A 20140-nucleotide genomic window follows, 5' to 3' on the forward strand; every position below is an offset into this window, starting at 1 on the left:
CTCAGGCCCCCTCAGGAAATCGCCGCCCGGTCGGTCACCCGCCGCCAGGTCGCCCCGTCGCTGAAGGCCGGCACCGGGCCTCCCGCCTCGTTCGCGACGTGGATCTGCGCGCCCGCCCCCGCGGCCGCCGCGCTCGGCACCGTCGCCACCGTGTAGCCCGGCAGCCGCACCGGGCCCGCGAAGGCCGCTCCGGAGAGGTCGGCCTTCGTGGCGTCGCGGAAGCCCTGGTGGAAGATCCTGTAGGCGTTGGCCCCCATGGACCAGCCGCCGACCTTCCAGGCGTTGTCGACGTCGAGGCCGAAATAGGCCGCGAACTGGCCCGGCCGGTGGAACGCCATAAACGCGGCATCACCGGTGCCAGTGCCAGCCCTGACTTCGAGTCGGGGTGTCCCAGAGGCGACTGCTATCGTCCCGGTTGTGCCGATGAACGACGCCGTGCCCGCGCTGAACGTCGACCAACCGGAGATGGTCAGCCCGGCGAAGGTCGGCGCGCTCTCACTCCCAAGCCCCAGCGCGCTCGCCCCCGCGGCCGCACTCGCCGCGGTCAGCACGGCGCGGCCGGTCGCCGTCGCGTCGGCGATTTCGGCCGCGGCCGGCCCGGCCAGCGCCCTGCCGCTCGCGCGGCTGTAGGCCCGCACCGTCCAGGCCCCCGCCGCGTCCGAGGTCGCCAGCGCCGTGTCCCCGGCCGCCGTCACCAGGGTGGCGCCGCCGGGCAGGATCAGCCGCGCCGGGTCGTGCGTCAGCCCGATCGCGCCCGAGAAGCGCAGGAGCCGCAGCCGCCGCGGCGCGCTGCCGAAGCTCGTCACCGTCGCGGCCCCGGTCAGCGTCACGCACAGCGCGTTCACCGCCCCGAGATCCACGCTCGGCCCCGCCGCCACGCTCGCCTCGGCCGCCCGCCAATCCACCCCGCCGGTGGCCCGGTCGACCCGCAGCGCCTCCGTCCAGGTTGCCCCGTCGCCCGAGACCTTCAGGTGCAGGTCGTCGTCCCCGGTCAGCCCGAGCTCGGCCCGCCCCGACCAGCCCGATTGCAGCAGCAGGGAGAGCGTGTTGCCGGCCGCCTCCTTGGTGAGCGTGTAGCGCAGGTCGCCGCTGCCGCCCTCCGCCGCCGGCAGCGCCGCCCACAGCGCCTTGTTCAGCTTGGCGGCGAACGGGTTGGCGGCGTCGGCCGTGGTGCCGATCCCGAGCCGCGCCAGGTTCTGCAGCGCGCTCAGGCTGCTCCGGAAGCCCACCCACGCGCCGCCGCCGGCCGGCCCGGCCGCGCCGGCCGGCGCGGCCGCATAGGTGTAGAGGTCGCCCTCGTCCACCACGTAGGCCAGCCAGCCCGGCCGGGGGATGAACGACAGCCAGCGCCCGTCCTGGTAGCGCACCACCCGCCCCGCCCAGCCCGCCCAGGCCCCGGTCGGGTTCGCCCCGGCGAGCAGGTAGCGGTCCCCCTCCGCCGCCGAGGCCGGCGGGGCGAGCAGGTCCTTGTCCAGCACCGCGAGCTGCACCAGCGTGTCGAGGCCCATCAGCGCCTCGTTGTGCGTCACGTGCTTCTGCGCCTGCGCGGCCGCCAGCAGCGGCAGCGCCAGGTTGGGGGTGGCCTCAGACATCGAGCGTGATCCTCAAGGGGGTGCCCCGGCCGTAGGCGGCCGAGACCTGACAGATCGCCACGGTGAGCCGCCGCACCGGGCCGCCGAAATCGGCCGCCTGCTCGGCCACCGGATAGGTCAGGGACGGGCCCGCCGCCGCCAGCCTGCGCCGCACGGCGCCGGTCTCGGAGAGGATGTCCACCGCGTAGGCCTCCGTCTCCTCGGCCAGCGGCACCTCGACCTGGTCCCAGCTGTCCCCGTCCCGCCGCGTGCGCCGGATCCAGGACAGGTCGAGGTCGCCGCTCTCGCGCCGCCGCAGCCGCGCCTGCACGGGCGCGTAGGGCCGCAACCCCGCCCCCGTCACCGTCACGCGGGCCGCGGCGTAGGAGGGCTCCTCCGGCCCGCGCGCCGCCGGCCCCCAGCGGAAGTCCTGCGGCAGCCCCCGCGCCGAGGCCGGCATGCCCGACTGCACCAGGGCCTGCGAGAGCACCACGAACGCCGCCCCGGCCGGCGTCGGGGTGCCCATGGCGAACTCGGTGCCGAGCTGCCCGCGCAGGAGCCCGGTGAGCCGGTAGCGGCCCGCCCCCAGCAGGGTGGCGCCGGCCCATTGCAGCACCTCCCACGCGCCCGAGGGCCCGAGCAGGGCCGCCGTGTTGGCGCCGTTCAGGACGTCGAGATCGGAGGCCGAGACCAGCTCGGCGCCGGGCGGCACCTGCACGAACACCTCGTTCACCCGGTCCCAGCGCCCGGTCGGGCCCGGGAACAGGTCGGCCACGAGCTCGCCGATGATCGAGCGCGCCTGGATCAGGGCGTCCGCCTCCGGCGCCCCGCCGGCGAGCGCCCGCAGCACGCTCACCGGCGACCACGGCACCGTGTAGGCCGCGAAGGAGGGCGCGTGGGGCACCGCCTGCGCGCTCAGGAGCGGCAGGTCGAGGATGCGGAACAGCCCCACCCCCACCGCCGCCGGCGGTGCCGGCGCCCGCCCGGTCCCGCCCCCGTCCCGGTAGGCGTAGACCCCCGCATCCGCCCGCACGGCGGAGAAGGGCCGGCCCGCCTCCAGGCCGAGCCGGGTCAGCCGCACCTCGACCGGGCTGCCGGCGAGGTCGAGCGCGACCACGTCCCCGACCTCCAGGGCCAGGGCCGAGGGCGGCAGGGTCGCGGTCACCGCCTCGCGCTCGACCACCGCCTGGTAGAGCAGCGCCTGCGCCAGGCCCCGCGCCGCCCCCTCCTCCAGGCAGAGCGGCAGGCTCACCCGCGACACGGAGGCCGCCCGGCCGGAGAGCCGGCGCGCCTCGACCGCCGCGCTCTGGTAGCCCCGCGCCGGATCGACGAAGCTCAGCGACAGCGCCGCCGGCAGCGCCGCCTCCTCGGTCCGGGTGCGCCGGAAATCCGGGCCCTGGCCCGCGGCGACCAGATCCGCTTGCGTGAAGCGGGCCACCGGCGCCCGGGCGAGCGGCCGGAAGCGCAGCACCCCGCCGCTCTCGACCCCGTCGAAGAAGAACGCGGTGCGCAGCGGCGCCAGGCTGTCGCGCGGGGCCTGCACCTCCGCCACCACGTAGCCGAACACCACCCCGCGCAGGGCCGAGACGTCGACCTCGACCCCCGTGCCCCGGCACAGGTCGGCCACCACGTCCGGCAGGCTGCCCAGGGTCAGCCGGCCGTTGAGCCAGTGCCCGAGCGCGTAGTTCGGCGCGTCGCTCCACACCCCGACCTGGCGCGGGAAGTCCGGGTAGGGCCGCGCATCCCAGGTCCACACGAAGATCCGCTCCGCATCGACCATGCGCCCGCCATAGACTGCCGAGACCGGGTTGGCCTCCGGCGCCCGCCAGTGGCGCAGCACCGCCTCCAGGAAGGCGCGCTGCATCGCCACGTCCTGCCGGCCGTTCGAGAAGTACGGCAGGAGGCTCTCCGAGGATTTCGGGTCGACGAAGACGTTGGGCTGGTTGGCGCCCTTGTCGACCGCCGGGCAGCCGAGCTCGGTGAAGCGGATCGGCTTCGACTGCGGCACCCACGCCGTGGCCGTGGCTCGGCGCACCCCGCCCGGCCGGTCGTGGTGGGGGTTGGCCCACCAGGCGCGCAGGTCCTTGAGCCGGAACACCCAGTCCTCGCCGTGGGCGGTGTCGCGGATCGGCACCCGGTTCTGCGCATCGCGGTCGGCCTGCGTCGGGTAGAACCAGTCGAACAGCTCGCCCCCGGCGACGTTGCCGGCGAGATAGGCGGGGTCGTCGACGCTCGCGAAGCGCCGCGCGTCCAGGTGGCCGAAGCCGTCGCGCCAATCGGCGAGCGGCATGTAGTTGTCGATCCCGACGAAGTCGATGTTGGGGTCGGCCCACAGCGGATCGAGGTGGAAGTAGACGTCGCCGCTGCCGTCCTGCGGGCGATGGTTGGCGTACTCGGTCCAGTCCGCCCCGTAGCCGATCGCCGTGCCGGGCCCGAGGATGGCGCGCGCGTCGGCGGCGAGCGCGCGCAGCTGCGCCACCGCCGGGAAGAGGCCGGGGCCGGAGCGCAGCGCGGTCAGCCCGACCATCTCGGAGCCGATCAGGAAGCCGTCGACCCCGCCCGCCGCCTCGGCGAGCCGGGCGCAGGTCAGGATGAAGCGGCGGAAGCTCCACTCGGCCCTGGCGCAGGTCACCGTGCCGCCGCTCCAGGCGAGGTCGGCCGGGGCGACGCGGCCGAAGAAGGCGGCGACCTGGTCGGCGGCGGCGGGCGTTCCGTCCGGGCTGCCGGGCCGGCCGATCGCCGGATCGCAGGTGACGCGCCCGCGCCAGGGAAAGGCCGCCTGCTCCGGGCCGCCATAGGGGTCGGGCAGGCCGTTGCCGGCCGGCACGTCCATCATCACGAACGGGTAGAGCGTCACCGAGAACCCGCGCCGCTTCAGCTCGCGGATCGCCTGCACCACCGAGAGGTCGCAGGGCGCCCCGCCGATCAACGGGTTGCCGTCCGGGTCGCGGCTGACCAGCTGCGCCTGCGCCCTCGCGAGGCCGCTGGCGCTCCAGGGCAGGTCGGTGGTCTTCCGCGCCGCCTCGGCCTTGGGGACGATGCGGCAGGCCGCGAGGCGCAGGTCCGTGCCCTGCCAGGCGACGACGAGGGAGACGTGGCGGCAGGCCGGCGCCTCGGCCTGAAGCTGGTCGAGGGCGCGGACGAGGTCGACCGCGCCCGAGACGGTGTTCTGCCCGGCGAGCGCCCCGAAGGCGTTCGCGGTCACCGGGGTGGTGGCGTAGACGAACTCGCCCATGGCCGGGATCAGGGTCACGGCGGTGACGAGGTCCTCCAGCGCCGGGCGACCATCGGCGCGGGGCGGGCGCCGGATGACCTCGGCGGTGATCACCGGCACGCGGTTGCCGAAGGCGGCGAGCGGCATGTCCTCGACCACGATGTAGGCGAGGCCGCGATAGGCGGGGGCGACCCCCTCGACGGCCTCGATCTTGGGATCGGGCCCCTGCGCCTCGTCGCCGAGGTAGATGCGGGCCTGGTAATCGGCGAGCCGCAGCGGCTTGCCGTCGGCGTAGATCTCGCCGATGGCGGTGATCGGCCCCTCGCAGAGGGCGACCGCGAGGCTGACGCTGTACGTGTAGGTGACGTTGTAGGTCTTCTGGGTGGGCGCGCCCTTGCCGCCGCGGGTCTTCACCGTCTCGACGTGCTGCTCCTCGCGGAGCTTGGTGGCCCAGATGATCTGGCCGGCGACGCGGGCGCGGCCGAAGACGCGGGCGATCGCCGCGCCCTCGCTGGAGGCGGTGACGTAGAGCTCGGAGAGGCGCGGCCCCGCGTTGATCTGCGGCCTGGGGCGGGATCCGAACAGGGCGCGGTCGAGGACGCCGCCGAGGCCGGCACCGGCGACGCCGCCGAGGAGGCCGCCGAGCGGGCCGGCCAGGGCGGTACCGGCGGCCTTGCCGGCATAGGAGAGGACGAGGGTGCTCATGCGCGGAGGCCCGGGAAGCGGAAGGCGTGGGCGATGCGCCGCGACCAGGCGCGGGGGAGGCTGCATTCGAGGACGGCGTGGCCGTCATAGGCGTGGAGCATCCGGGGCGCCGGCCCGGCGAGGGGGGCGGTGAGGATGGCGCAGTGCTTGGCGGGCAGGCCGTCGCGCCAGCGGAAGAGCAGGACGTCGCCGGCCAGCGCCTCGGGGGGCGGGATCTCGGCGAGGTGGCGGCGGGCGGCGTCGCGCAGGGGCTCGGCCGGGCCGTCCGGTCCGAGCGCGGCGCTCTCGGCCCAGCCCGGGGCGTAGGGGGGCGGCTCCTCGGGGCTGCGCCCGTAGAGTTCGGCGTAGACGCCCCGCACCAGGCCGAGGCAGTCGCAGCCGAGCCCCTTCAGCGCCGCCTGGTGGTGGTAGGGCGTGCCGCGCCACGCCCGGGCGGTCGCGACCACGCGGGCGCGGGTGAGATGAGGATCCGCGTTCATTCCGGGCACCCGTGCACGGGCGGCCCGGATGGAAGCCGCCTATCGCGACCGCACCCGAACGCCCACGATCGATGTCCCTCGACGGCTACGGTGCGGCGCATCTCTCGCTCAACGAGATGATGAAACCGACCAACGAGGTGCTTACGCGCCTCTCGGATTACCAGCTCCGTGAGACGCGCAGCGAATTCGAGCGTGCTCGGATCTCCGCGGCATGGGCCAAGATGGCGCTGACCGCGTGCCTCGCGCTGGCCGTCGTCGCGAGCGTGCTCGGCTTGGTCACCGTGCTGGTCGGCGTCACGCGCCCGCTCCTCGCCGCGACGGCGACCATGACGCCGCTGGCCGGGGGCGACCTCGCCGTGCCGGTCGAGGGCACCGCGCGCCGCGACGAGATCGGCGCGATGGCGCGCCGTCCAGGTGTTCAAGGACGCGATGATCGCCAAGCGCGAGGCGGACGAGGCCGGCGCCGTCGAGAACGCCGCCAGGACGCGCCGCGCGCAGGTGCTCGACGCGCTCACCCGGCAGTTCGAGGCGCAGGTCTCCGCCCTGACGCGGGGCCTCTCCGCCTCCTCGGCCGAGATGGCGGTGATTGCCCGCTCGATGAACGGGACCGCGGACGCGACGACGGCGCACGCGGTCTCGGTCGCCTCCGCGGCGGAGCAGGCCGCCGCCAACGTGCAGACCGTGGCCGCGGCGAGCGAGGCGATGGCGGCCTCGATCCAGGAGATCGCCGGCCAGGTCGCCCGCTCCTCCGCCATCGCCGAGCGCGCCTGCGAGGACGCGGAGCGGACCGACGCGATGCTCCGTCAGCTGTCGGCCTCGGCGGAGCGGATCGGCGACGTGGTCGCGCTGATCGCCAGCATCGCCGGGCAGACGAACCTGCTGGCGCTCAACGCCACGATCGAGGCGGCCCGGGCCGGCGAGGCGGGGCGCGGCTTCGCGGTCGTCGCCAGCGAGGTGAAGGCGCTCGCGGGCCAGACCGCCGCGGCGACGGAGACCCTCGCCGGGCCGCCCTCCTCGGCCCGGTCCGGGACGGGGAACCGGCCGCGGCAGGGCCCCGGTCAGGACATCAGCACTGCGAGACCGTAGGCGCCCGCGCCGATCAGCGCCGCCGCGGGCAGGGTGAGCACCCAGGCCACCACGATGTTGCTCGCCACCCCCCAGCGCACCGCGGAGGTGCGGCGGGCCGCCCCCACCCCGATGATCGCCCCGGTGATGGTGTGCGTGGTCGAGACCGGGATCCCGAGCCAAGTCGCCCCGAACAGCGTCAGCGCCCCGCCCGTCTCGGCGCAGAAGCCCTGCATCGGCGTGAGCCGCGTGATGCGCGAGCCCATCGTGCGCACGATCCGCCAGCCGCCCAGCAGCGTGCCGGCCGCCATCGCCGCCTGGCAGGACAAAACCACCCAGAGCGGCACGAAGAACGCGCTCCCGAGGTGCCCCTGGCTGTAGAGCAGCACCGCGATGATCCCCATCGTCTTCTGCGCGTCGTTGCCGCCGTGGCCGAGCGAGTAGAGCGAGGCCGAGACGAATTGCAGGTGGCGGAAGGTGCGGTCGACCGCGAAGGGCGTCGAGCGCACGAACCCCCACGAGACGATCAGCACCAGCAGGAGCGCGAGCAGGAACCCGAGCAGGGGCGAGAGCACGATGGCCGCCGCGGTCTTGCCGAGCCCGCCCCAGACCACCGCCTGCCAGCCCGCCTTGGCGATCCCCGCCCCGACGAGCCCTCCCACGAGCGCGTGCGAGCTGCTCGACGGGATGCCGAGCACCCAGGTCAGCACGTTCCAGGCGATGGCCCCCACGAGCGCGCCGAAGATCACGCGGGCATCGACCAGGCTCGCCTCCACGATGCCGGTGCCGAGCGTCTGGGCGACGTGCAGGCCGAAGAACAGGAAGGCGATGAAGTTGAAGAAGGCCGCCCAGACCACGGCGTAATGCGGCCGCAGCACCCGGGTCGAGACGATGGTGGCGATCGAGTTGGCCGCGTCGTGCAGGCCGTTGAGGAAGTCGAACAGGAGCGCGACGGCGATGAGGCCGGTGAGCGCCGGCAGCGCGAGGGCGTCGGTCATCGCCGCCCTACACGTTCTCGATCACGATGCCGCTGATCTCGTTGGCGACGTCCTCGAAGCGGTCGACCACGTCCTCCAGGTGGCCCAGGATCTCGCTGCCGACGATGTAGGCCATGGGATCGGTCCGCCCGTGCGCGCGGTAGAGGGACTTGAGGCCCTGCTCGTGCAACGCGTCGGAGCGGCCCTCCACCTTGACCACCAGCTCGGTCAGCATGGCGAGGCGGCCCGCCTGCGGGCCGATCGCCTTCAGGAGCGGCACGGCCTGGGCGGTGAGCCGGGCGGCCTCCAGCACCGTACCGCCCAGCTCCTGCATGATCGGATCGAACCGGCGCACATCGAACAGGGTGATGGCCTTGGCGGTGCGGTTCATCTGGTCGATGGCGTCGTCCATCGACTGGATCAGGTCCTTGATGTCGCCGCGGTCGAACGGGGTGATGAAGCTGCGCCGCACGGCCTGCAGCACCTCGCGGGAGATGTCGTCCGCCTCGTGCTCGCGCTCGGCGATGATCCGGCAGTAGCGCGGCACGTCCTCCCCGCCCTTGAGCAGGTCCTGCAGCGCCTCGGCCGCCGCGACCAGGGTGTCGGCGTGCCGCTCGAACAGGTCGAAGAAGCGGTCCTCCTTCGGCATCAGCGCGCGAAACCAGCCCAGCATGCCCCACCTGCCTCGTCCGACCGCCCGCAGGCGCTTCTCTGGAAAGCCGGCTAACTTGCAAACAGGCCGTTTGTTCGTCCCGAGCGGGTCGTGCCGAGCCCGGCCCGAACCGGTCCGGACCGGGCACGACGGTCCTTGCCGCTGCGGCAGGCGGGCGCGCTCGGGACTGGTCTCGGATGCGGTCCCGGCTCCGCCGCAGGCGCGGATCGGACGCTCCCCGGTCGCTCCGGCCTCGGCGGGCGGATGCTTGGCGGTGACGCGCATCCCGCGGCGCGTGGACGGGCCGATCCGGCATGGACCGGGCGGCCGGACCGGGCGGCCGGACCGGGCGGCCGGCGCGCCGGCAACCTCCTTGCTGCCGCGGGCGCCCGGCTACCGCAGGCGCCCGCCGTCATTGCCGGCCTCGTCCCGCCTGGAGGACACCGCGTAGTCGTTGCCCGGCAGGTCCGGGAAGCCGCGGAAATTGACCGCGTTGCCGAACTTGGTCCGGCAGCTGCCGAAGGACTTGTCGCAGCCGGCCGTGACCGTGAACGCGTCGCCCGCCGCCATCGCGGCCGGGGCCGGCTCCCACAGGTCGAGGAGCGCGGCGGCGCCGGCGACCCCGCGCTGATGCGCCCGCACCTCGACCACCGCGCCCGCATTGGCGCCCCGCGTCCAGACCAGCCGCCCGGCCGTGAACCAATCCGTGCGGAACGCGTCGAGGCCCGCGGCCAGGAGCGTCCGCGGCGAGCGCACGGCCGCGACCGTGCCGGTGCCGCGGTAGGCGGCTCCCGTCGCGTCGATCCCGCAGCGCGCATCGCCGAGCAGCGCGTCGCAGGAGCGCTGATAGAGCCGCCCGGTCGGCTGGCCGAGGCGGTCCGCGAGCCCCCGCACCTCCGCGGTGAAGCCGCAGGCGCCGCGGGACACCTCGCCGAGATGCCCGCACAGCACCGGCACCGCGTGCGCCGGGGCGGACCAATCCACCCACCACACCGCCACCGCCGCCCCGTCGTAGAGGCCGCGCGCCAGTTCGCTTTCCGCCAGCCGTCCGGAGCGGAGCGCCCCCATGATCTCGCCCGTGTCGGGGCTCAGGCCCGCGCCCTGCTCCAGGGCCGAGCCGGTGGCGCCGGTCTCGGCCGCGCAGGGAACCCCGTCGCAGACCACGTCCTCGTCGTGGTCGGTGAAGCCGAGCCGCATCCCGTCCGTGCGGGTCAGGATCCAGCAGCGGCAGAGCGTGGTGACGCCGCTCGCGAGGCTCGCGGCGAGGGCGGGAGGCAGGGATCTCACCGGCGCAGCTCCAGGATCGGGATATCGGCGACCACGCCGGCCAGCACCGCCTGGTGGTCGATCTCCAGGCGGTCGGTGGCGAAGCGCACCGGCACGTCGAACAGGAACCCCGCCGTCACCGCGGCGCCCGCGGGCGGGGCCTGCGCGAGGGTGACGCGGCCGGTGGTGGCGTCGACGGCGAAGCCGGAGGCCGGCAACTCGGCGCCCGCCACCGCCACCCGGACCGAGCCGGCCACCGGCTTGACGATCGGGCGGGTGTAGGGGGCGAAGGCCGCCCCGTAGGTCTTGGCGAGCGGGAACACGGTCGCGGCGCCGTCGCCCGTGCCGAGGGGCTGGTCGGTGGCGGCGGGCGCGCGGCCGAAGGGGGCGGAGGCGTGGTCGAAGGTGTCGCGCCAGCGGAAGCCGTAGAGGGGCCCGCGGCGCTCCTCGAAGAAGGCGATCAGGAGCGCGATGTCCTCGGCGCGGCGGAGCGCCGGCCCGGCATTGTAGGCGCGCCGAGAGTGGCGCCAGAGGCTGTTGCGCTCCTCGTCGCCGGAGCCGAGCGTGACGATCTCGGTGCGCCGCTCCGGGCCGCCGCGGGACCCGTAGGAGAGGGCGAGCGGAAAGCGCACCTCGTGGAAGGGCGAGGCCATGTCACTGCCCCCGCAACCCGCGCTGGACGGCGCGCGCCAGGGCGGCGGTGACCTGCGCCTCGGCGCGCGCGAAGCTCGGCGCGTCGGGCGTCTGCACCACCACGCTCACCTGGATCGGGGCGGGCGCGGGCGCCGCGGCCGGGCCGCGGGCCGCCGGGACGATGCGGCCGGGCTGGAGCGGCACGAAGGTCTCGCGGCCGCGCTCGCCCACCGTGTAGGCCACGCCCGGCACCACCGGCCCGCCCTCGGCGCGGCCGGTCGGGTTGAGGTCGAGGCCGAGGCCCTTGGCGGCCTCCCCCAGCAGGTCGCCGCCCGCCCCGCCCCTGGCGAGGAAGCCCTCGACGGTGCGGTCGATGCTCCGGGCGGCGAGCGTGATGGCGAAGCGGGAGAGCACCGCGTTGAGCCGCTCGCCGTCGAGGATCGCGCCCTTCAGCGCCCCCGAGAGGGCGGAGCCGAAATCCCGCGAGGCCTGCTGGAAGGCGCGCTGCGCCCGCTCGGCGTCCTCGACCTGCTGGGTCGCCGCGCCGTAGGCCGCCGCGACCTTCTCAACCTCGGCCGTGAGGGCGGGGGTGACGGCGAGATCCGCCTTCTTGGCCGCGTCGAGGAGGCGGAAGGCGGCCTCGGCCCGGGCGGCGGCGCCCTCGGACTGGCCGAGCGTCTCGGCCTCGACGCGCAGGAGCCCGGTCCGCTTGGTGAGGCGGGCGACCTCGGAGCGGAAGGCGTCGCCGTCGGGGGCCGCGGATGTCCCGGGGCGCGCCGCGGGCGGGGATGCCGGGGCGGCGCCCTGGAACGCGGGCGCCGCGGCCGCGGGCGCGGGGGCCCCGGCGGGTGCCGGGACCGGGAGGGCGGGCGGGAGGGCGCGCGCGGGTGCCGGCTCCTCGGCCTCCCCGGCGCGGGTCGGCCCGGGTTCGGCGCCGGACATCCTCCGGGCGGGTTCGGGGGCGCGGGCGCCGGTCGGCGGCGCGGCTTGCGGCGGCGCGCCGGATACGGAGGAGGCCGGCGCCGCGGCCGCGCCGCCGGCAGGGCGGGGGGCCTGGGCGGCGGGGACGGCGGACGCCGCGGCGGGGGCCTGCGCCACCATCCGGACGATCTCGCCGCGCACCCCCTCCCCGGCCCGCGCCATGGCGGCCTGCATCCGGGCGGCGCTCGCCGCGACGGCCCGCTCGGCCTGGCCGAGGGCGCGCTCGGCCAGGGGCGCGGCCCGGTCGAGGGCGCGCTCGTAGGCGTCGAGATTCGCCTCCAGGGAGACGACGAGGCGGTCAAGCTCGGTCGGCATGCGGGGCTCCCGCGGTCTCGGCCCGGATCCAGGCCCAGAGCCGGTCCTCTTCGGCGGCGCTCATCGGTTCGGGCCCGTCGGGGCCGTGGGCCCGGTTGAAGCCGTCCAGGTAGGCGGCGAATTGCCAGAGGCTCATCGCCCGCAGGTCGGCGACGGCGAGGCCGAGGGCGGCGGCGGCCTCGTAGAAGGGCGCGAAGGCCATGCGCCCGTCCGGGCGGGCCGGCGAGGGCCGGGTCCAGCGCCCGACCTCCTCGTCCTCGGCGCCGTCGAGGCCCGCCGCGAGGGCGAGCGTCGCCGCCGCGATGACGGTGAGGCAGGGCAGGCCGTCGAGGCCCGCCGCGAGGGCGTGGGCCTCGCCGACGCCGAGGCCGCCGCCGACCAGGGCGACGCGCAGGGTCTCGGCCACGTCCCGGAAGCGGTAGGGCCGCCCGGTCCGGAGCCGGTGCAGGAGGTCGGCGGGGCCGAGGCCGGTCGCCTCCTGGAGGGCTTCCAGGTCGCCGATCGCGAGGCGGAAGCGCCGGACCGCGCCGCCGAGGGCGAGGTCGACATGGCCGTCGCGGCTCATCGGATCCGTCAGGGCGCGGCCGTGAACGGCACCGGGCCGCTCGACTGCAGGGCGACCGTGACGGTGCAGCGCTCGCCGCGGATCGCCCCGACCTCGAAGCTCGTGAGGTGGAACAGCCCCTCCCAGTGGCCGGCGCCTCCGGCGCCGGTGCCGGTGCCTCCGGTCCCGTCCCCGGCGACGTCCACGCGGGTCCGCACGGGGCCGTCCGCCTCGAAGGCGGCGCGCCAGCGGCCGAGGCTCTGGCGGGCCATCACGCCCTTGCCCGAGATGGTCACGGATTTCGAGACCACGTCGCGGGCGACGAAGGGGGCGGCGTCCTCGTTGACGGCGTCCGGGATGGCGACGCTGTTGGTCTCCTTGCTGAAGGAGACGGAGCGCTCGGTGAGCCCGACCGGCGCCTCGAAGGTACCGGCCCGGTCGGGGCTCTCGAGCTTCACGGAGACGCCCGAGAAGGGCAGCGTGGCGGCTTCGGTCATGGCGGGATTCCTCGTGGGGGTCCGGGGACCGCGTCCCCGGCGGGTCCGGGGCGGCGCCCCGGGGGTTCAGGCGGCGGCGACGGCGGAGAAGCGCAGCACCGCGTGCCAGGAGGCGGGCCCCTGGGGCTCGGGCACGTACAGGCTGCGCTCGTGGGCGATCCAGAGGAGCCGGCCGCGGGACAGGCGCAGATCGGCCTCGTCGAGGGCGGCCGCGGCCGCGGCGGCGAGGCGCTGGATGGCGCTTGTGCCGCGCTCGCCGCGGGCGAAGGCGTGCAGCGTGATGCGGCAGGTGCAGCCGACCCAGCCCTCGGCCTCGTAGGGGCGGGTCTCGACGGGGTCGAGGCGCAGGAAGGGCCAGTCCTCGCTCGCCCGCACGTAGTCGCGCACGCGGCCCTGCACGAGGGCGCAGAGGGCCGGATCGGCGGCGAGCCGCGCCATCACGGCCTGGCCGAGGGGTTCGCCGAGATCGAGGCTCGCCATGTCAGGGCTCCGGGTCGGGGGGCTTGCCGGGCGGCGGGTCCGCCCGCAGGCGGTCGATGAGGGGCCCGAGCACGGGCCGGGCGGGCCGGGCGGCGGTGCCGAACTCGCGGGCGGCGAGGCCGGGCCCCGCGACGGTGAGGGCGAGGCCGGCCGGGGTCGGGGCCGGGCTGCCGGCGAGGCCGGGCGGCAGCCCGGCCAGGATCGCCCGGCCGGCGGCGTCGAGGCGGGCCCGAACCCGTGCGCGGTCCCGCCGCCTCACCGCGTCGAGGCGGGCCCGCAGGCGGGTCGCGTCCATCAGGCCGGCCTCCCCTGCAGGAGGAGGTGGCTGCCGGCAGGGTCCCGCTCCACGGCGGTGATCCGCCAGCGGCCCTCCGGCAGCGTGATCTCGTCCTCGGGCGTGGGCGGCGGGTCGAGGCCGGGGAGGAGCAGCATCAGGCTGATGCGGCGGCCGGGGAGGCCGGGGGCCTCCTCGCCCGCGCCGAGCGCCTCGACGCGGCAGCGGACCGGGACATCCGCGAAGCCGCCCTCCTCCCGGGCCCGGTGGAGGAGGCCGTCCCGGCAGAGGGGATCGGCGGCGGCGGCGAGGAGGGCCGCGAGGCTGTCGGGGCGATCCATCACACCACCGCGATGCCGGGGCTGGTCAGGCGCAGGAGGTCGCGGAACCGGCGCCCGTAGGAGGTCTCCGCGAGGGTGCCGGCCGGGTCGGGTCCGGCCTCGCCGGCGCCGCGGCGCTCGACCGTCAGGGTGCCGCTGCGCAGGAGCCGGGGGCGCCCCGCCCGGATCCAGGCCCCCTCGGCGCCGCCATGCCCGTCGAGGGTGAGGAGGTGCGCGGCGTAGAGCATCCGGGCGAGGCCGGCCTGCGGGAGGGCGGCATCGACCCGGGCGCGGGCCTCCGCCAGCGCCGGGGCGACCGCCTCGTCGGGCAGCCCCGCGAAGACGGGGAAGCGGGCCTTGAGCTCCGCCGGTGCGGGCGCCTCCATCTCAGGCCTCCCGGGGCCGGGCGCGCCGGCGCGGGGCCGGCTCCCCGGCGATCTCGATCTCGCCCGCCGCCTCCCAGGCCCGCAGGAGCGGATCGTTGCGGTCGAGGTCGGCGCTCTCGCCGGGCGCGAGGCGGCGGGGCGCGGCCTCGCCGCGCACCCAGAACAGCCGGGCGCCGCGGGCGCGGTTCGTCACCTGCACCATGGCGTCAGATCCCGTCGAGGTAGCGGAAGGCGCCGGGGCGGCGGATGTCGAGGCCGCCGAGCCGGAAGGCGCCCGGCACGTCGAAGCGCCAGGGGCCGCTCTGCCAGGCCGGGAAGAACCGGAACGGCATCGGCAGCCAGAGCTTCAGCACCGTGGGGTCGCGCCGATAGGCGACCATCCGGGCCGAGCCCCCGGCCCCGGCATTCTCCAGGCCGCGCACGCCCAGGATGGTGAGGTCCTGGCCGGTCTCCAGGGTGTAGACGTTGTGGCGGCGGATCCAGTCGAGGATGGTGACCGGGTTGACGGCGTCGATGCGGCGCAGGCCGAGGCCGAGCATCTGCTCGTAGGGCAGGAGCAGGGTGTCGGCCATCTCCACGGTGGCGGAGGCGGTGAAGAGGCCGACGAGCTGCCCGTTGACGTCGGCGAGGATCTGCTCGGGGGTCTTGCGGGCGAAGGCGGTGGCGCCGCCCTCCCCGGTGGCGGCGGCGAGGCCGGTGGTGACGGCGGGGTGGTTGAGGAGGCCGGAGAAGCCCTTGCCGGCGTCGCCGAACAGGGCGACCTGGTCGATGAACTCCTCCGAGGCGAGGCGGGCGGCCTCGGCCTTCTCGCTGCCGAGATTCATGCCGAGCAGCTGGGCCTTGCCGAGTTCCTCGAGGTCGTAGCCGTAGCCGATCCCGGCCATGGCGACCGCGGTCTCGCTCTGGCGGCGCAGCACCTCGGCCCGGGGCACGTCGCTCGCCGCCCCGTGCAGCCAGGCGGCCTGCCCGACCCGGTCGGACGAGAAGTAGGTCACGGTCGGCACCCATTCGGGGGCCGCGGTGTCGACCGGGATCAGCCGGGGATAGCGGATCGCCGGGTAGAGGCTGCGATAGACGCCGGGCTCGATGAAGGCCTGCTGGCTGACCAGGAAGGCGAGGGCCCGGGGGGCGTCGGTGACGAGGGCGGTCACGGGGATCTCCGTCAGTTGAGGCGCAGGCGCGCGAGCCCGCCGGGGGCGGCGGAGGAATCGAACAGGGCGTTCGGGATCGGGACGTTGCCGGAGGCGGCGGCCGTGAAGGCGCCGGCCGGGGTGAGGAAGGCCGGGTTGCCGGCCGCGACCGCGCCCGCGACCACGACCCAGACCGCGCCCCTGATCATCACCGGGGCGGTGTCGCCCTGAGCGAAGAGGTCGCCGCCGTTGCGGGGAGCGACGTTGCGGTCCGCCAGGGTGACGCCCCGGAAGGTGGCGCCCTGCGCGGCGATGCCCTCGTCGCGGGCGCCCTGGAAGGCGGGCTTGCCGAAGCCGATCCCCGCCGGTGTCTCGACGAGGCGGCTGACCGTGAGGCTCGGCTCCTCGAAGGCGAGCATGCCCTCGTAGGCGGCGGCGGCGCGGCCGGAATAGGCGGTCTGGACGGGCATCAGCGGCTTCCTTGCTGCCAGGCGGTGCGGAGGGTCTCGATCATGGCGGCGTGGGCCGCCCGCGGGTCGAGGGCGTCGGCGGGGCGGCTCAGGGCCGCGCGCAGCGGGTCGGGCGGGGGCGCGGGGGCGGCCGTCGCCGCCAGGGCCCGGAAGGCGGCGGCGACCTCGGCCTCGCCCCGGCAGGCCTCGGCCTCGCCGAGGCGGGCGGCGACGGCGGCGCGGCGGATCGCGGCGGCGTCGAGGCCCGCGGGATCGAAGGCGTCCCCGAGAAGAAGGCGGGCGGCGGCGACGAGGCCGGCGCGCTCCGCCGCGAGGGCGTCGAGGGCGCCGGGGGCGCGCAGGGCCGCGACCTCGCGCTCGGCCTCGGCGAGCCTGCGGCGCAGCGCCGCCGCGTCGTCGAGGCGGCATTCCGGCCCGGCCCGGCCCTGCGCCACGATGGCGACGTGGTCGACGACGACGTTGGTCTGGCGGGCGTCGTAGGGGGCGCCGTCCGGCGTCGTGCCGGGCGTCCAGTCGAGGTCGCAGGTGTAGCCGACCGAGATCTCGCGCTGCCCGCCCGCGACGGCCGCGATGGCCTCGGCATCGGCCAGGAGGAGCGGGATGCGCACGAACTCGCCGTCGCGCAGCACCTCGCCGCCGACATGGCCGCGGGCGACGGCGCGCCACGTGCGGGGCGTGACCGCCTCGGGCGGATGGCCGAGGGTGACGGGCTTGTGGCCGAAGCTCGCGAGCGACTCCGCCCGGAAGACGGCCTCGGGGTCGCGGTAGACCCGGACCGTGCCGAGATCCGGCCGTTCCAGCTCGGCGCCCTGGTAGAGCTGGACGTTGCCGGCGCGGGCGGCGCGCCCCTCCACCACGACGGCGCCGCTGCGCAGGGCGCGCGCGTCGGCGATCCCGGCCGGGGGGCCGAGGCTCAGCGTGTCGAAGATCTGCATGGGGTCCCTCTGGGGTGGGATGGTGGATGTCTGCGTCCGATGCGGACCGGCCGCGATCGGACGCAGCCTGAGGATCTCGCCTGGGGATCTCGCGAGATGGTCAGAGACGAAGAGCCGTGCGCGGAGCGGGCGCGCCGGCGCCCGCCGGGCAGACCGGCCCGAGGCAGGTCCGCTCATCCGAAATCCGACGGATTGCTTCGCAATGCGGATTTCGGCTTCGCTCAAGCGCCGCGCGGGCTTGGCATACCAAACCCGCTTCATCCCTTCGGGATGGCGGCTTTGGGCCTCGCTCAAGCGCCGCGCGGGCTTGGCATACGCTGTCCGGACGTGATCGTCCGGCCGGACGTGATCTTCCGGACAGCGTATCACCGGCCTGTTCCCGCCTCATGATGGCCGCCGAACCGGGGACCATTCCGGCGGATGAGGCTCAGGGCTGCCCGCGCCGATAGGCGGCCTCGATGCCCGGGAAGAGGTCGGCATTGACGAGCCAGCCCTCGACGCCCGCCTCCAGCACCGCGCGGGGCGCGAGGGCCTCGCGGGCCAGCGTCGCGGCGGTCTCGGCCCGCATCCGCCCGATCTCGGCCTTCTCGCGCTCGGAATCCCGCAGGAGCGGGCGCCAGGTGAACCAGATTCCCGGCGCGTCCCGGCCGAGGGCATCGCGCAGGAGGAGCGCGTCGAGGCGGGCCAGGGCGGGGGTCAGCTCCACCGCCTGGCGGGCCGCGACATGGTCGTAGTAGTTGCGCAGGTCGGCGTCGCCCGTGGCGTTGAGGCCGGCCGGGGACTGGCCGAGGAGCCGCGTCACCGGGATGTCGGCGGCGCCGGCCGCGATCTGCAGGAAGAGCCGGGCGACCTCGGGCAGGCCGGCGAAGTCGAGCTGCTTCTGCTGGTAGCGCTCGCCCTCCGGGGAGCGGCCGTCGCCCTCCAGCAGCAGCATGCCGAACATCGACTTCATGGCGGCGGCGTAGCCGAAGCGCTCGGTGAGGCGGCGCGTGCCCTCCTCGGTGGCGAGGGCCTGCGACAGGCCCGGGACCGAGATCACGTCCTGCTTGGCCTCGGGCAGCATGGCGGCGGTGTGGGCGGCCGCCGCGGTCGCCTGGTCGATCGCCTCCAGCAGCGCCTGCAGCACGCTGTCCCCGAAGGCCTCGGCCGCGTCGGCGGGAAGCGGCGCGCCGACGAGCCGGACGATGCGCGAGGGATGCACCCGCTGCCCGCCGGCGAGGGTGTAGGTGTCGGGCTCGCCGAACCAGGGCGAGAGCGGGTCGCGCGCGATCGCCCCGGGCTGGAGCGCGTCCCGGGACAGGACGTGCAGGTAGCGCAGGCCCCCGCGTCCCACCGTCTCGGGGCGCAGCGGCCGGGCGGGGTCCGGGGCGCCGTCGCCGATCAGGATCGCCGCGCCCCCGTGCAGCCGCGCGAGGCGCAGGGCCCGCAGCAGCCCCTCGCGCAGGCGCAGCCGCGCCTCGGAGGCCTCGATGGCGGCGACCTCGGCGGGGGCGGCCTGCCAGGCGCGCCACTCGCGCAGCATGTCGAAGGGCACGATGTCCACGACCTTGCGGGCGAGCCAATTGTCCCGGTAGGCGGCGTCGAGTTCGGCCCGCCCCCGCGGCACGTGCAGGTGGCGGTGACCCGCGCCCTTGTCGCGCGGCCCGCCGAGGCCGGTGAGCAGGTGGACGAGGCGGTCGGCCAGCCACATCAGACAACTCCCAGCATGCCGTAGCGGCCCGGCCCGTTCAGGGTCCAGAAGGCCCGCGAGAGGGCGTCGACCTGGTCCAGGAAGGCGCCGTTCGGGAAGGCGGCGACCTCGTCCAGGAAGGCCTCGTTCCAGGGGCCGTCGAGGAGCAGGAGGTTGCCGGCCTCGCCCTGCGCCGAGACCGGGCCGGCGCGGGTGAGCTTGTCGCCGCTCTCCGGGCTGGCGCGGACGTCGTAGCCGGCGAGCTGCCGGATCAGGTCCTGGGCCTGGGCCTTGCCGGCCTGGCCGGGATCCTGCGGCAGGGCGATCCGGCAATCCGGCCCGTCCTCGGCGGCGGTGGCCAGGATCAGGCGGACCACCCCGCCCGGCGAGAGCCGGTCGCGGCGGACATCCGCCACCACGAAGCGGCCGTCCGGCGCCCGGGCGAGCTTCACCCCCGCGGTGAAGGCGGGGCTGCGGCCGGGACGCGGCAGGCTCGCGGCGAGGTCCCAGGCCCGCACCAGGCGGCAGCCGGCGGGCAGCGCCCGCAGGCGGCCGAACCAGTGGCGCTTGAACAGGCCGCCCTCGCGCGGGGCCGGCCGCTGCTGGAACTGGCCGGCGCTGGCATAGGGCCCCATCGCGGCCTTGTCGCGCTCCACCACCGCGCGCGGGAAGCGGGCGGGGAAGAGCAGTTCGCCCTGCTCCCGGCGCGGGTCGGAGAAGCCGATCCGAGTCGTGCAGCGCCGCTCCGGCTCGAACTCCATCGGCAGCATAAGGTGCTCGTAGCCGAGGTCCCGCGCCAGGATCAGGCCGGAGAGGTCGCGCTCGTGCAGGCGCTGCATGACCACCACGATGGCGGAGCGGGCCGGATCGGTGAGGCGGGTCGGCACGGATTCGAGGAACCAGCGGCCGATCCCCTCGCGCAGCCGCTCGGAATTGGCGTCCTCGGCCGAGAGGGGATCGTCCAGGATGACGCGGTCGCCGCGGGCGCCCGTGATGGCGCCGGGCGAGAGCGCCTCGCGCAGGCCGCAGGCCGTCGTCTCGAAGCGCTGCTTGCGGTTCTGGTCCCGGCGCAGGCGGACGCGGTCGCCCCAGAGGGCCCGGTACCAGCCGGAGGTGACGAGGCGGCGGGTGCGCAGGTTGTCGCGGACCGCCAGGGCCTGCCGGTGCGAGACGGCGAGGGTGCGCAGCCCCGGGCGGTTCCTCGGGCCCCATTCCCAGGCCGGCCAGAACACGCCGACGCAGAGGCTCTTCGACAGGCCCGGGGGCACGTTGATGAGGAGCCGCGTGATCTCGCCCCGGGTCACCGCCTCCAGATGCGCGCAGATCGCCTCGATCGGCCAGCCGTGCACGTAGGGGGTGGCGGGCTCGACGGCGGGCCAGGCCCGGCGCACGAAGCCCGCGAGGCTCTCCTCGCCCTCGATCCGGTCAAGCGCCCTCAGGAGCGCCGCCGGATCGTCGAGAAACGCTCTCGGCGATGCGGCGGAGCTGCTCGCGCTCCTCGGGCGCGAGGCCCGCGAGGGCGGCGTCGAGGTCGGGTCGCGGCGTCTCGTCACCGGCCGTGTCCTTCAGGCCCCAGG

General features: G+C 76.0%; 21 protein-coding genes. 1 reads left to right on the forward strand and 20 read right to left on the reverse strand.

Annotated elements, in window-relative coordinates:
* Positions 1–11: 11 nt before the first annotated feature.
* From MET2598_RS43185 to MET2598_RS0132740, 3 genes are read right to left on the reverse strand one after another with little or no spacing between them, the layout of a single operon-like run.
* Positions 12–1592 carry a DUF2793 domain-containing protein gene (locus MET2598_RS43185; RefSeq protein ID WP_018263709.1) on the reverse strand — a complete coding sequence of 527 codons (1581 nt, stop codon included), beginning with the start codon at positions 1590–1592 and terminating at the stop codon, positions 12–14.
* Positions 1585–5490, reverse strand: a complete 3906-nt coding sequence (locus MET2598_RS0132735) for a baseplate multidomain protein megatron (RefSeq protein ID WP_018263710.1) — start codon at positions 5488–5490, stop codon at positions 1585–1587. The genes MET2598_RS43185 and MET2598_RS0132735 overlap by 8 nt, the downstream gene beginning before the upstream one ends.
* Positions 5487–5969, reverse strand: a complete 483-nt coding sequence (locus tag MET2598_RS0132740; RefSeq protein ID WP_012335631.1) for an NlpC/P60 family protein — start codon at positions 5967–5969, stop codon at positions 5487–5489. The genes MET2598_RS0132735 and MET2598_RS0132740 overlap by 4 nt, the downstream gene beginning before the upstream one ends.
* 429 nt (positions 5970–6398) lie before the next feature.
* Here MET2598_RS0132740 and MET2598_RS43630 point away from each other — a divergent pair, with 429 nt between their 5' ends.
* Entirely contained in the window at positions 6399–7055 is a 657-nt protein-coding gene (locus tag MET2598_RS43630; protein WP_157182310.1) for a methyl-accepting chemotaxis protein, read from the forward strand.
* On the opposite strand, the gene MET2598_RS0132750 is transcribed toward MET2598_RS43630, so the two are convergent.
* The 17 genes from MET2598_RS0132750 to terL form a co-directional block, all read right to left on the reverse strand.
* Positions 7028–8032: an inorganic phosphate transporter gene (locus MET2598_RS0132750; protein ID WP_018263714.1), complete on the reverse strand. Its 1005-nt coding sequence runs from the start codon at positions 8030–8032 to the stop codon at positions 7028–7030. The two genes, MET2598_RS43630 and MET2598_RS0132750, sit on opposite strands and share 28 nt — an antisense overlap.
* A 7-nt stretch (positions 8033–8039) precedes the next feature.
* Positions 8040–8684, reverse strand: a complete 645-nt coding sequence (locus tag MET2598_RS0132755; protein WP_012335629.1) for a DUF47 domain-containing protein — start codon at positions 8682–8684, stop codon at positions 8040–8042.
* A gap of 372 nt (positions 8685–9056) precedes the next feature.
* A complete protein-coding gene (locus MET2598_RS0132760; protein ID WP_018263715.1) occupies positions 9057–9950 on the reverse strand; it encodes a DUF2163 domain-containing protein in 894 nt (297 codons plus the stop codon).
* A complete protein-coding gene (locus MET2598_RS0132765; RefSeq protein ID WP_018263716.1) occupies positions 9947–10582 on the reverse strand; it encodes a DUF2460 domain-containing protein in 636 nt (211 codons plus the stop codon). Before MET2598_RS0132765 ends, MET2598_RS0132760 begins: the two co-directional genes overlap by 4 nt.
* A gap of 1 nt (position 10583) precedes the next feature.
* Positions 10584–11858, reverse strand: coding sequence for a hypothetical protein (locus tag MET2598_RS0132770; protein ID WP_018263717.1), 1275 nt, complete (start codon positions 11856–11858; stop codon positions 10584–10586).
* Positions 11842–12423: a gene transfer agent family protein gene (locus tag MET2598_RS0132775; RefSeq protein WP_012335625.1), complete on the reverse strand. Its 582-nt coding sequence runs from the start codon at positions 12421–12423 to the stop codon at positions 11842–11844. The genes MET2598_RS0132770 and MET2598_RS0132775 overlap by 17 nt, the downstream gene beginning before the upstream one ends.
* Before the next feature lie 8 nt (positions 12424–12431).
* Positions 12432–12899, reverse strand: a complete 468-nt coding sequence (locus MET2598_RS0132780) for a phage tail tube protein (RefSeq protein ID WP_018263718.1) — start codon at positions 12897–12899, stop codon at positions 12432–12434.
* Between the two features lie 66 nt (positions 12900–12965).
* The gene (locus MET2598_RS0132785; protein WP_018263719.1) at positions 12966–13379 is read right to left on the reverse strand and encodes a DUF3168 domain-containing protein; all 414 of its coding nucleotides are present in this window, start codon (positions 13377–13379) and stop codon (positions 12966–12968) included.
* Position 13380: 1 nt separating this feature from the next.
* Positions 13381–13674 carry a hypothetical protein gene (locus tag MET2598_RS0132790; RefSeq protein ID WP_018263720.1) on the reverse strand — a complete coding sequence of 98 codons (294 nt, stop codon included), beginning with the start codon at positions 13672–13674 and terminating at the stop codon, positions 13381–13383.
* The gene (locus MET2598_RS0132795) at positions 13674–13994 is read right to left on the reverse strand and encodes a hypothetical protein (protein ID WP_012335621.1); all 321 of its coding nucleotides are present in this window, start codon (positions 13992–13994) and stop codon (positions 13674–13676) included. Before MET2598_RS0132795 ends, MET2598_RS0132790 begins: the two co-directional genes overlap by 1 nt.
* A complete protein-coding gene (locus MET2598_RS0132800) occupies positions 13994–14359 on the reverse strand; it encodes a DUF4054 domain-containing protein (RefSeq protein ID WP_018263721.1) in 366 nt (121 codons plus the stop codon). Before MET2598_RS0132800 ends, MET2598_RS0132795 begins: the two co-directional genes overlap by 1 nt.
* Position 14360: 1 nt before the next feature.
* Entirely contained in the window at positions 14361–14561 is a 201-nt protein-coding gene (locus MET2598_RS0132805; protein ID WP_018263722.1) for a hypothetical protein, read from the reverse strand.
* Between the two features lie 4 nt (positions 14562–14565).
* Positions 14566–15510: a DUF2184 domain-containing protein gene (locus tag MET2598_RS0132810; RefSeq protein WP_012335618.1), complete on the reverse strand. Its 945-nt coding sequence runs from the start codon at positions 15508–15510 to the stop codon at positions 14566–14568.
* Positions 15511–15521: 11 nt separating this feature from the next.
* Positions 15522–15959 carry a structural cement protein Gp24 gene (locus MET2598_RS0132815; protein ID WP_018263723.1) on the reverse strand — a complete coding sequence of 146 codons (438 nt, stop codon included), beginning with the start codon at positions 15957–15959 and terminating at the stop codon, positions 15522–15524.
* On the reverse strand, positions 15959–16894 hold the full coding sequence (locus MET2598_RS0132820) for a DUF2213 domain-containing protein (protein WP_018263724.1): 936 nt from the start codon (positions 16892–16894) through the stop codon (positions 15959–15961). Before MET2598_RS0132820 ends, MET2598_RS0132815 begins: the two co-directional genes overlap by 1 nt.
* A 427-nt stretch (positions 16895–17321) precedes the next feature.
* Complete coding sequence (locus MET2598_RS0132825; RefSeq protein ID WP_018263725.1) at positions 17322–18584, reverse strand: DUF1073 domain-containing protein; 1263 nt, start codon at positions 18582–18584, stop codon at positions 17322–17324.
* Positions 18584–20116, reverse strand: a complete 1533-nt coding sequence (gene terL / locus MET2598_RS0132830; protein ID WP_236728864.1) for a phage terminase large subunit — start codon at positions 20114–20116, stop codon at positions 18584–18586. Before terL ends, MET2598_RS0132825 begins: the two co-directional genes overlap by 1 nt.
* Positions 20117–20140 lie beyond the last annotated feature (24 nt).

It is taken from the genome of Methylobacterium sp. WSM2598, assembly GCF_000379105.1.
Lineage (GTDB): Bacteria > Pseudomonadota > Alphaproteobacteria > Rhizobiales > Beijerinckiaceae > Methylobacterium.

Bases quoted from the DNA above. Each gene is read 5' to 3' on its own strand.
- MET2598_RS0132815 (WP_018263723.1), bottom strand. From the start codon at position 15,959: ATGCCCGTCCAGACCGCCTATTCCGGCCGCGCCGCCGCCGCCTACGAG.
- MET2598_RS0132765 (WP_018263716.1), bottom strand. From the start codon at position 10,582: ATGGCCTCGCCCTTCCACGAGGTGCGCTTTCCGCTCGCCCTCTCCTAC.
- MET2598_RS0132750 (WP_018263714.1), bottom strand. From the start codon at position 8,032: ATGACCGACGCCCTCGCGCTGCCGGCGCTCACCGGCCTCATCGCCGTC.
- MET2598_RS0132755 (WP_012335629.1), bottom strand. From the start codon at position 8,684: ATGCTGGGCTGGTTTCGCGCGCTGATGCCGAAGGAGGACCGCTTCTTC.
- MET2598_RS0132800 (WP_018263721.1), bottom strand. From the start codon at position 14,359: ATGGAGGCGCCCGCACCGGCGGAGCTCAAGGCCCGCTTCCCCGTCTTC.
- MET2598_RS0132775 (WP_012335625.1), bottom strand. From the start codon at position 12,423: ATGAGCCGCGACGGCCATGTCGACCTCGCCCTCGGCGGCGCGGTCCGG.
- MET2598_RS0132780 (WP_018263718.1), bottom strand. From the start codon at position 12,899: ATGACCGAAGCCGCCACGCTGCCCTTCTCGGGCGTCTCCGTGAAGCTC.
- MET2598_RS0132790 (WP_018263720.1), bottom strand. From the start codon at position 13,674: ATGGACGCGACCCGCCTGCGGGCCCGCCTCGACGCGGTGAGGCGGCGG.
- MET2598_RS0132770 (WP_018263717.1), bottom strand. From the start codon at position 11,858: ATGCCGACCGAGCTTGACCGCCTCGTCGTCTCCCTGGAGGCGAATCTC.
- MET2598_RS0132735 (WP_018263710.1), bottom strand. From the start codon at position 5,490: ATGAGCACCCTCGTCCTCTCCTATGCCGGCAAGGCCGCCGGTACCGCC.
- MET2598_RS0132795 (WP_012335621.1), bottom strand. From the start codon at position 13,994: ATGGATCGCCCCGACAGCCTCGCGGCCCTCCTCGCCGCCGCCGCCGAT.
- MET2598_RS0132820 (WP_018263724.1), bottom strand. From the start codon at position 16,894: ATGCAGATCTTCGACACGCTGAGCCTCGGCCCCCCGGCCGGGATCGCC.
- MET2598_RS0132805 (WP_018263722.1), bottom strand. From the start codon at position 14,561: ATGGTGCAGGTGACGAACCGCGCCCGCGGCGCCCGGCTGTTCTGGGTG.
- MET2598_RS0132785 (WP_018263719.1), bottom strand. From the start codon at position 13,379: ATGGCGAGCCTCGATCTCGGCGAACCCCTCGGCCAGGCCGTGATGGCG.
- MET2598_RS0132740 (WP_012335631.1), bottom strand. From the start codon at position 5,969: ATGAACGCGGATCCTCATCTCACCCGCGCCCGCGTGGTCGCGACCGCC.
- MET2598_RS43185 (WP_018263709.1), bottom strand. From the start codon at position 1,592: ATGTCTGAGGCCACCCCCAACCTGGCGCTGCCGCTGCTGGCGGCCGCG.
- MET2598_RS43630 (WP_157182310.1), top strand. From the start codon at position 6,399: ATGATCGCCAAGCGCGAGGCGGACGAGGCCGGCGCCGTCGAGAACGCC.
- MET2598_RS0132825 (WP_018263725.1), bottom strand. From the start codon at position 18,584: ATGTGGCTGGCCGACCGCCTCGTCCACCTGCTCACCGGCCTCGGCGGG.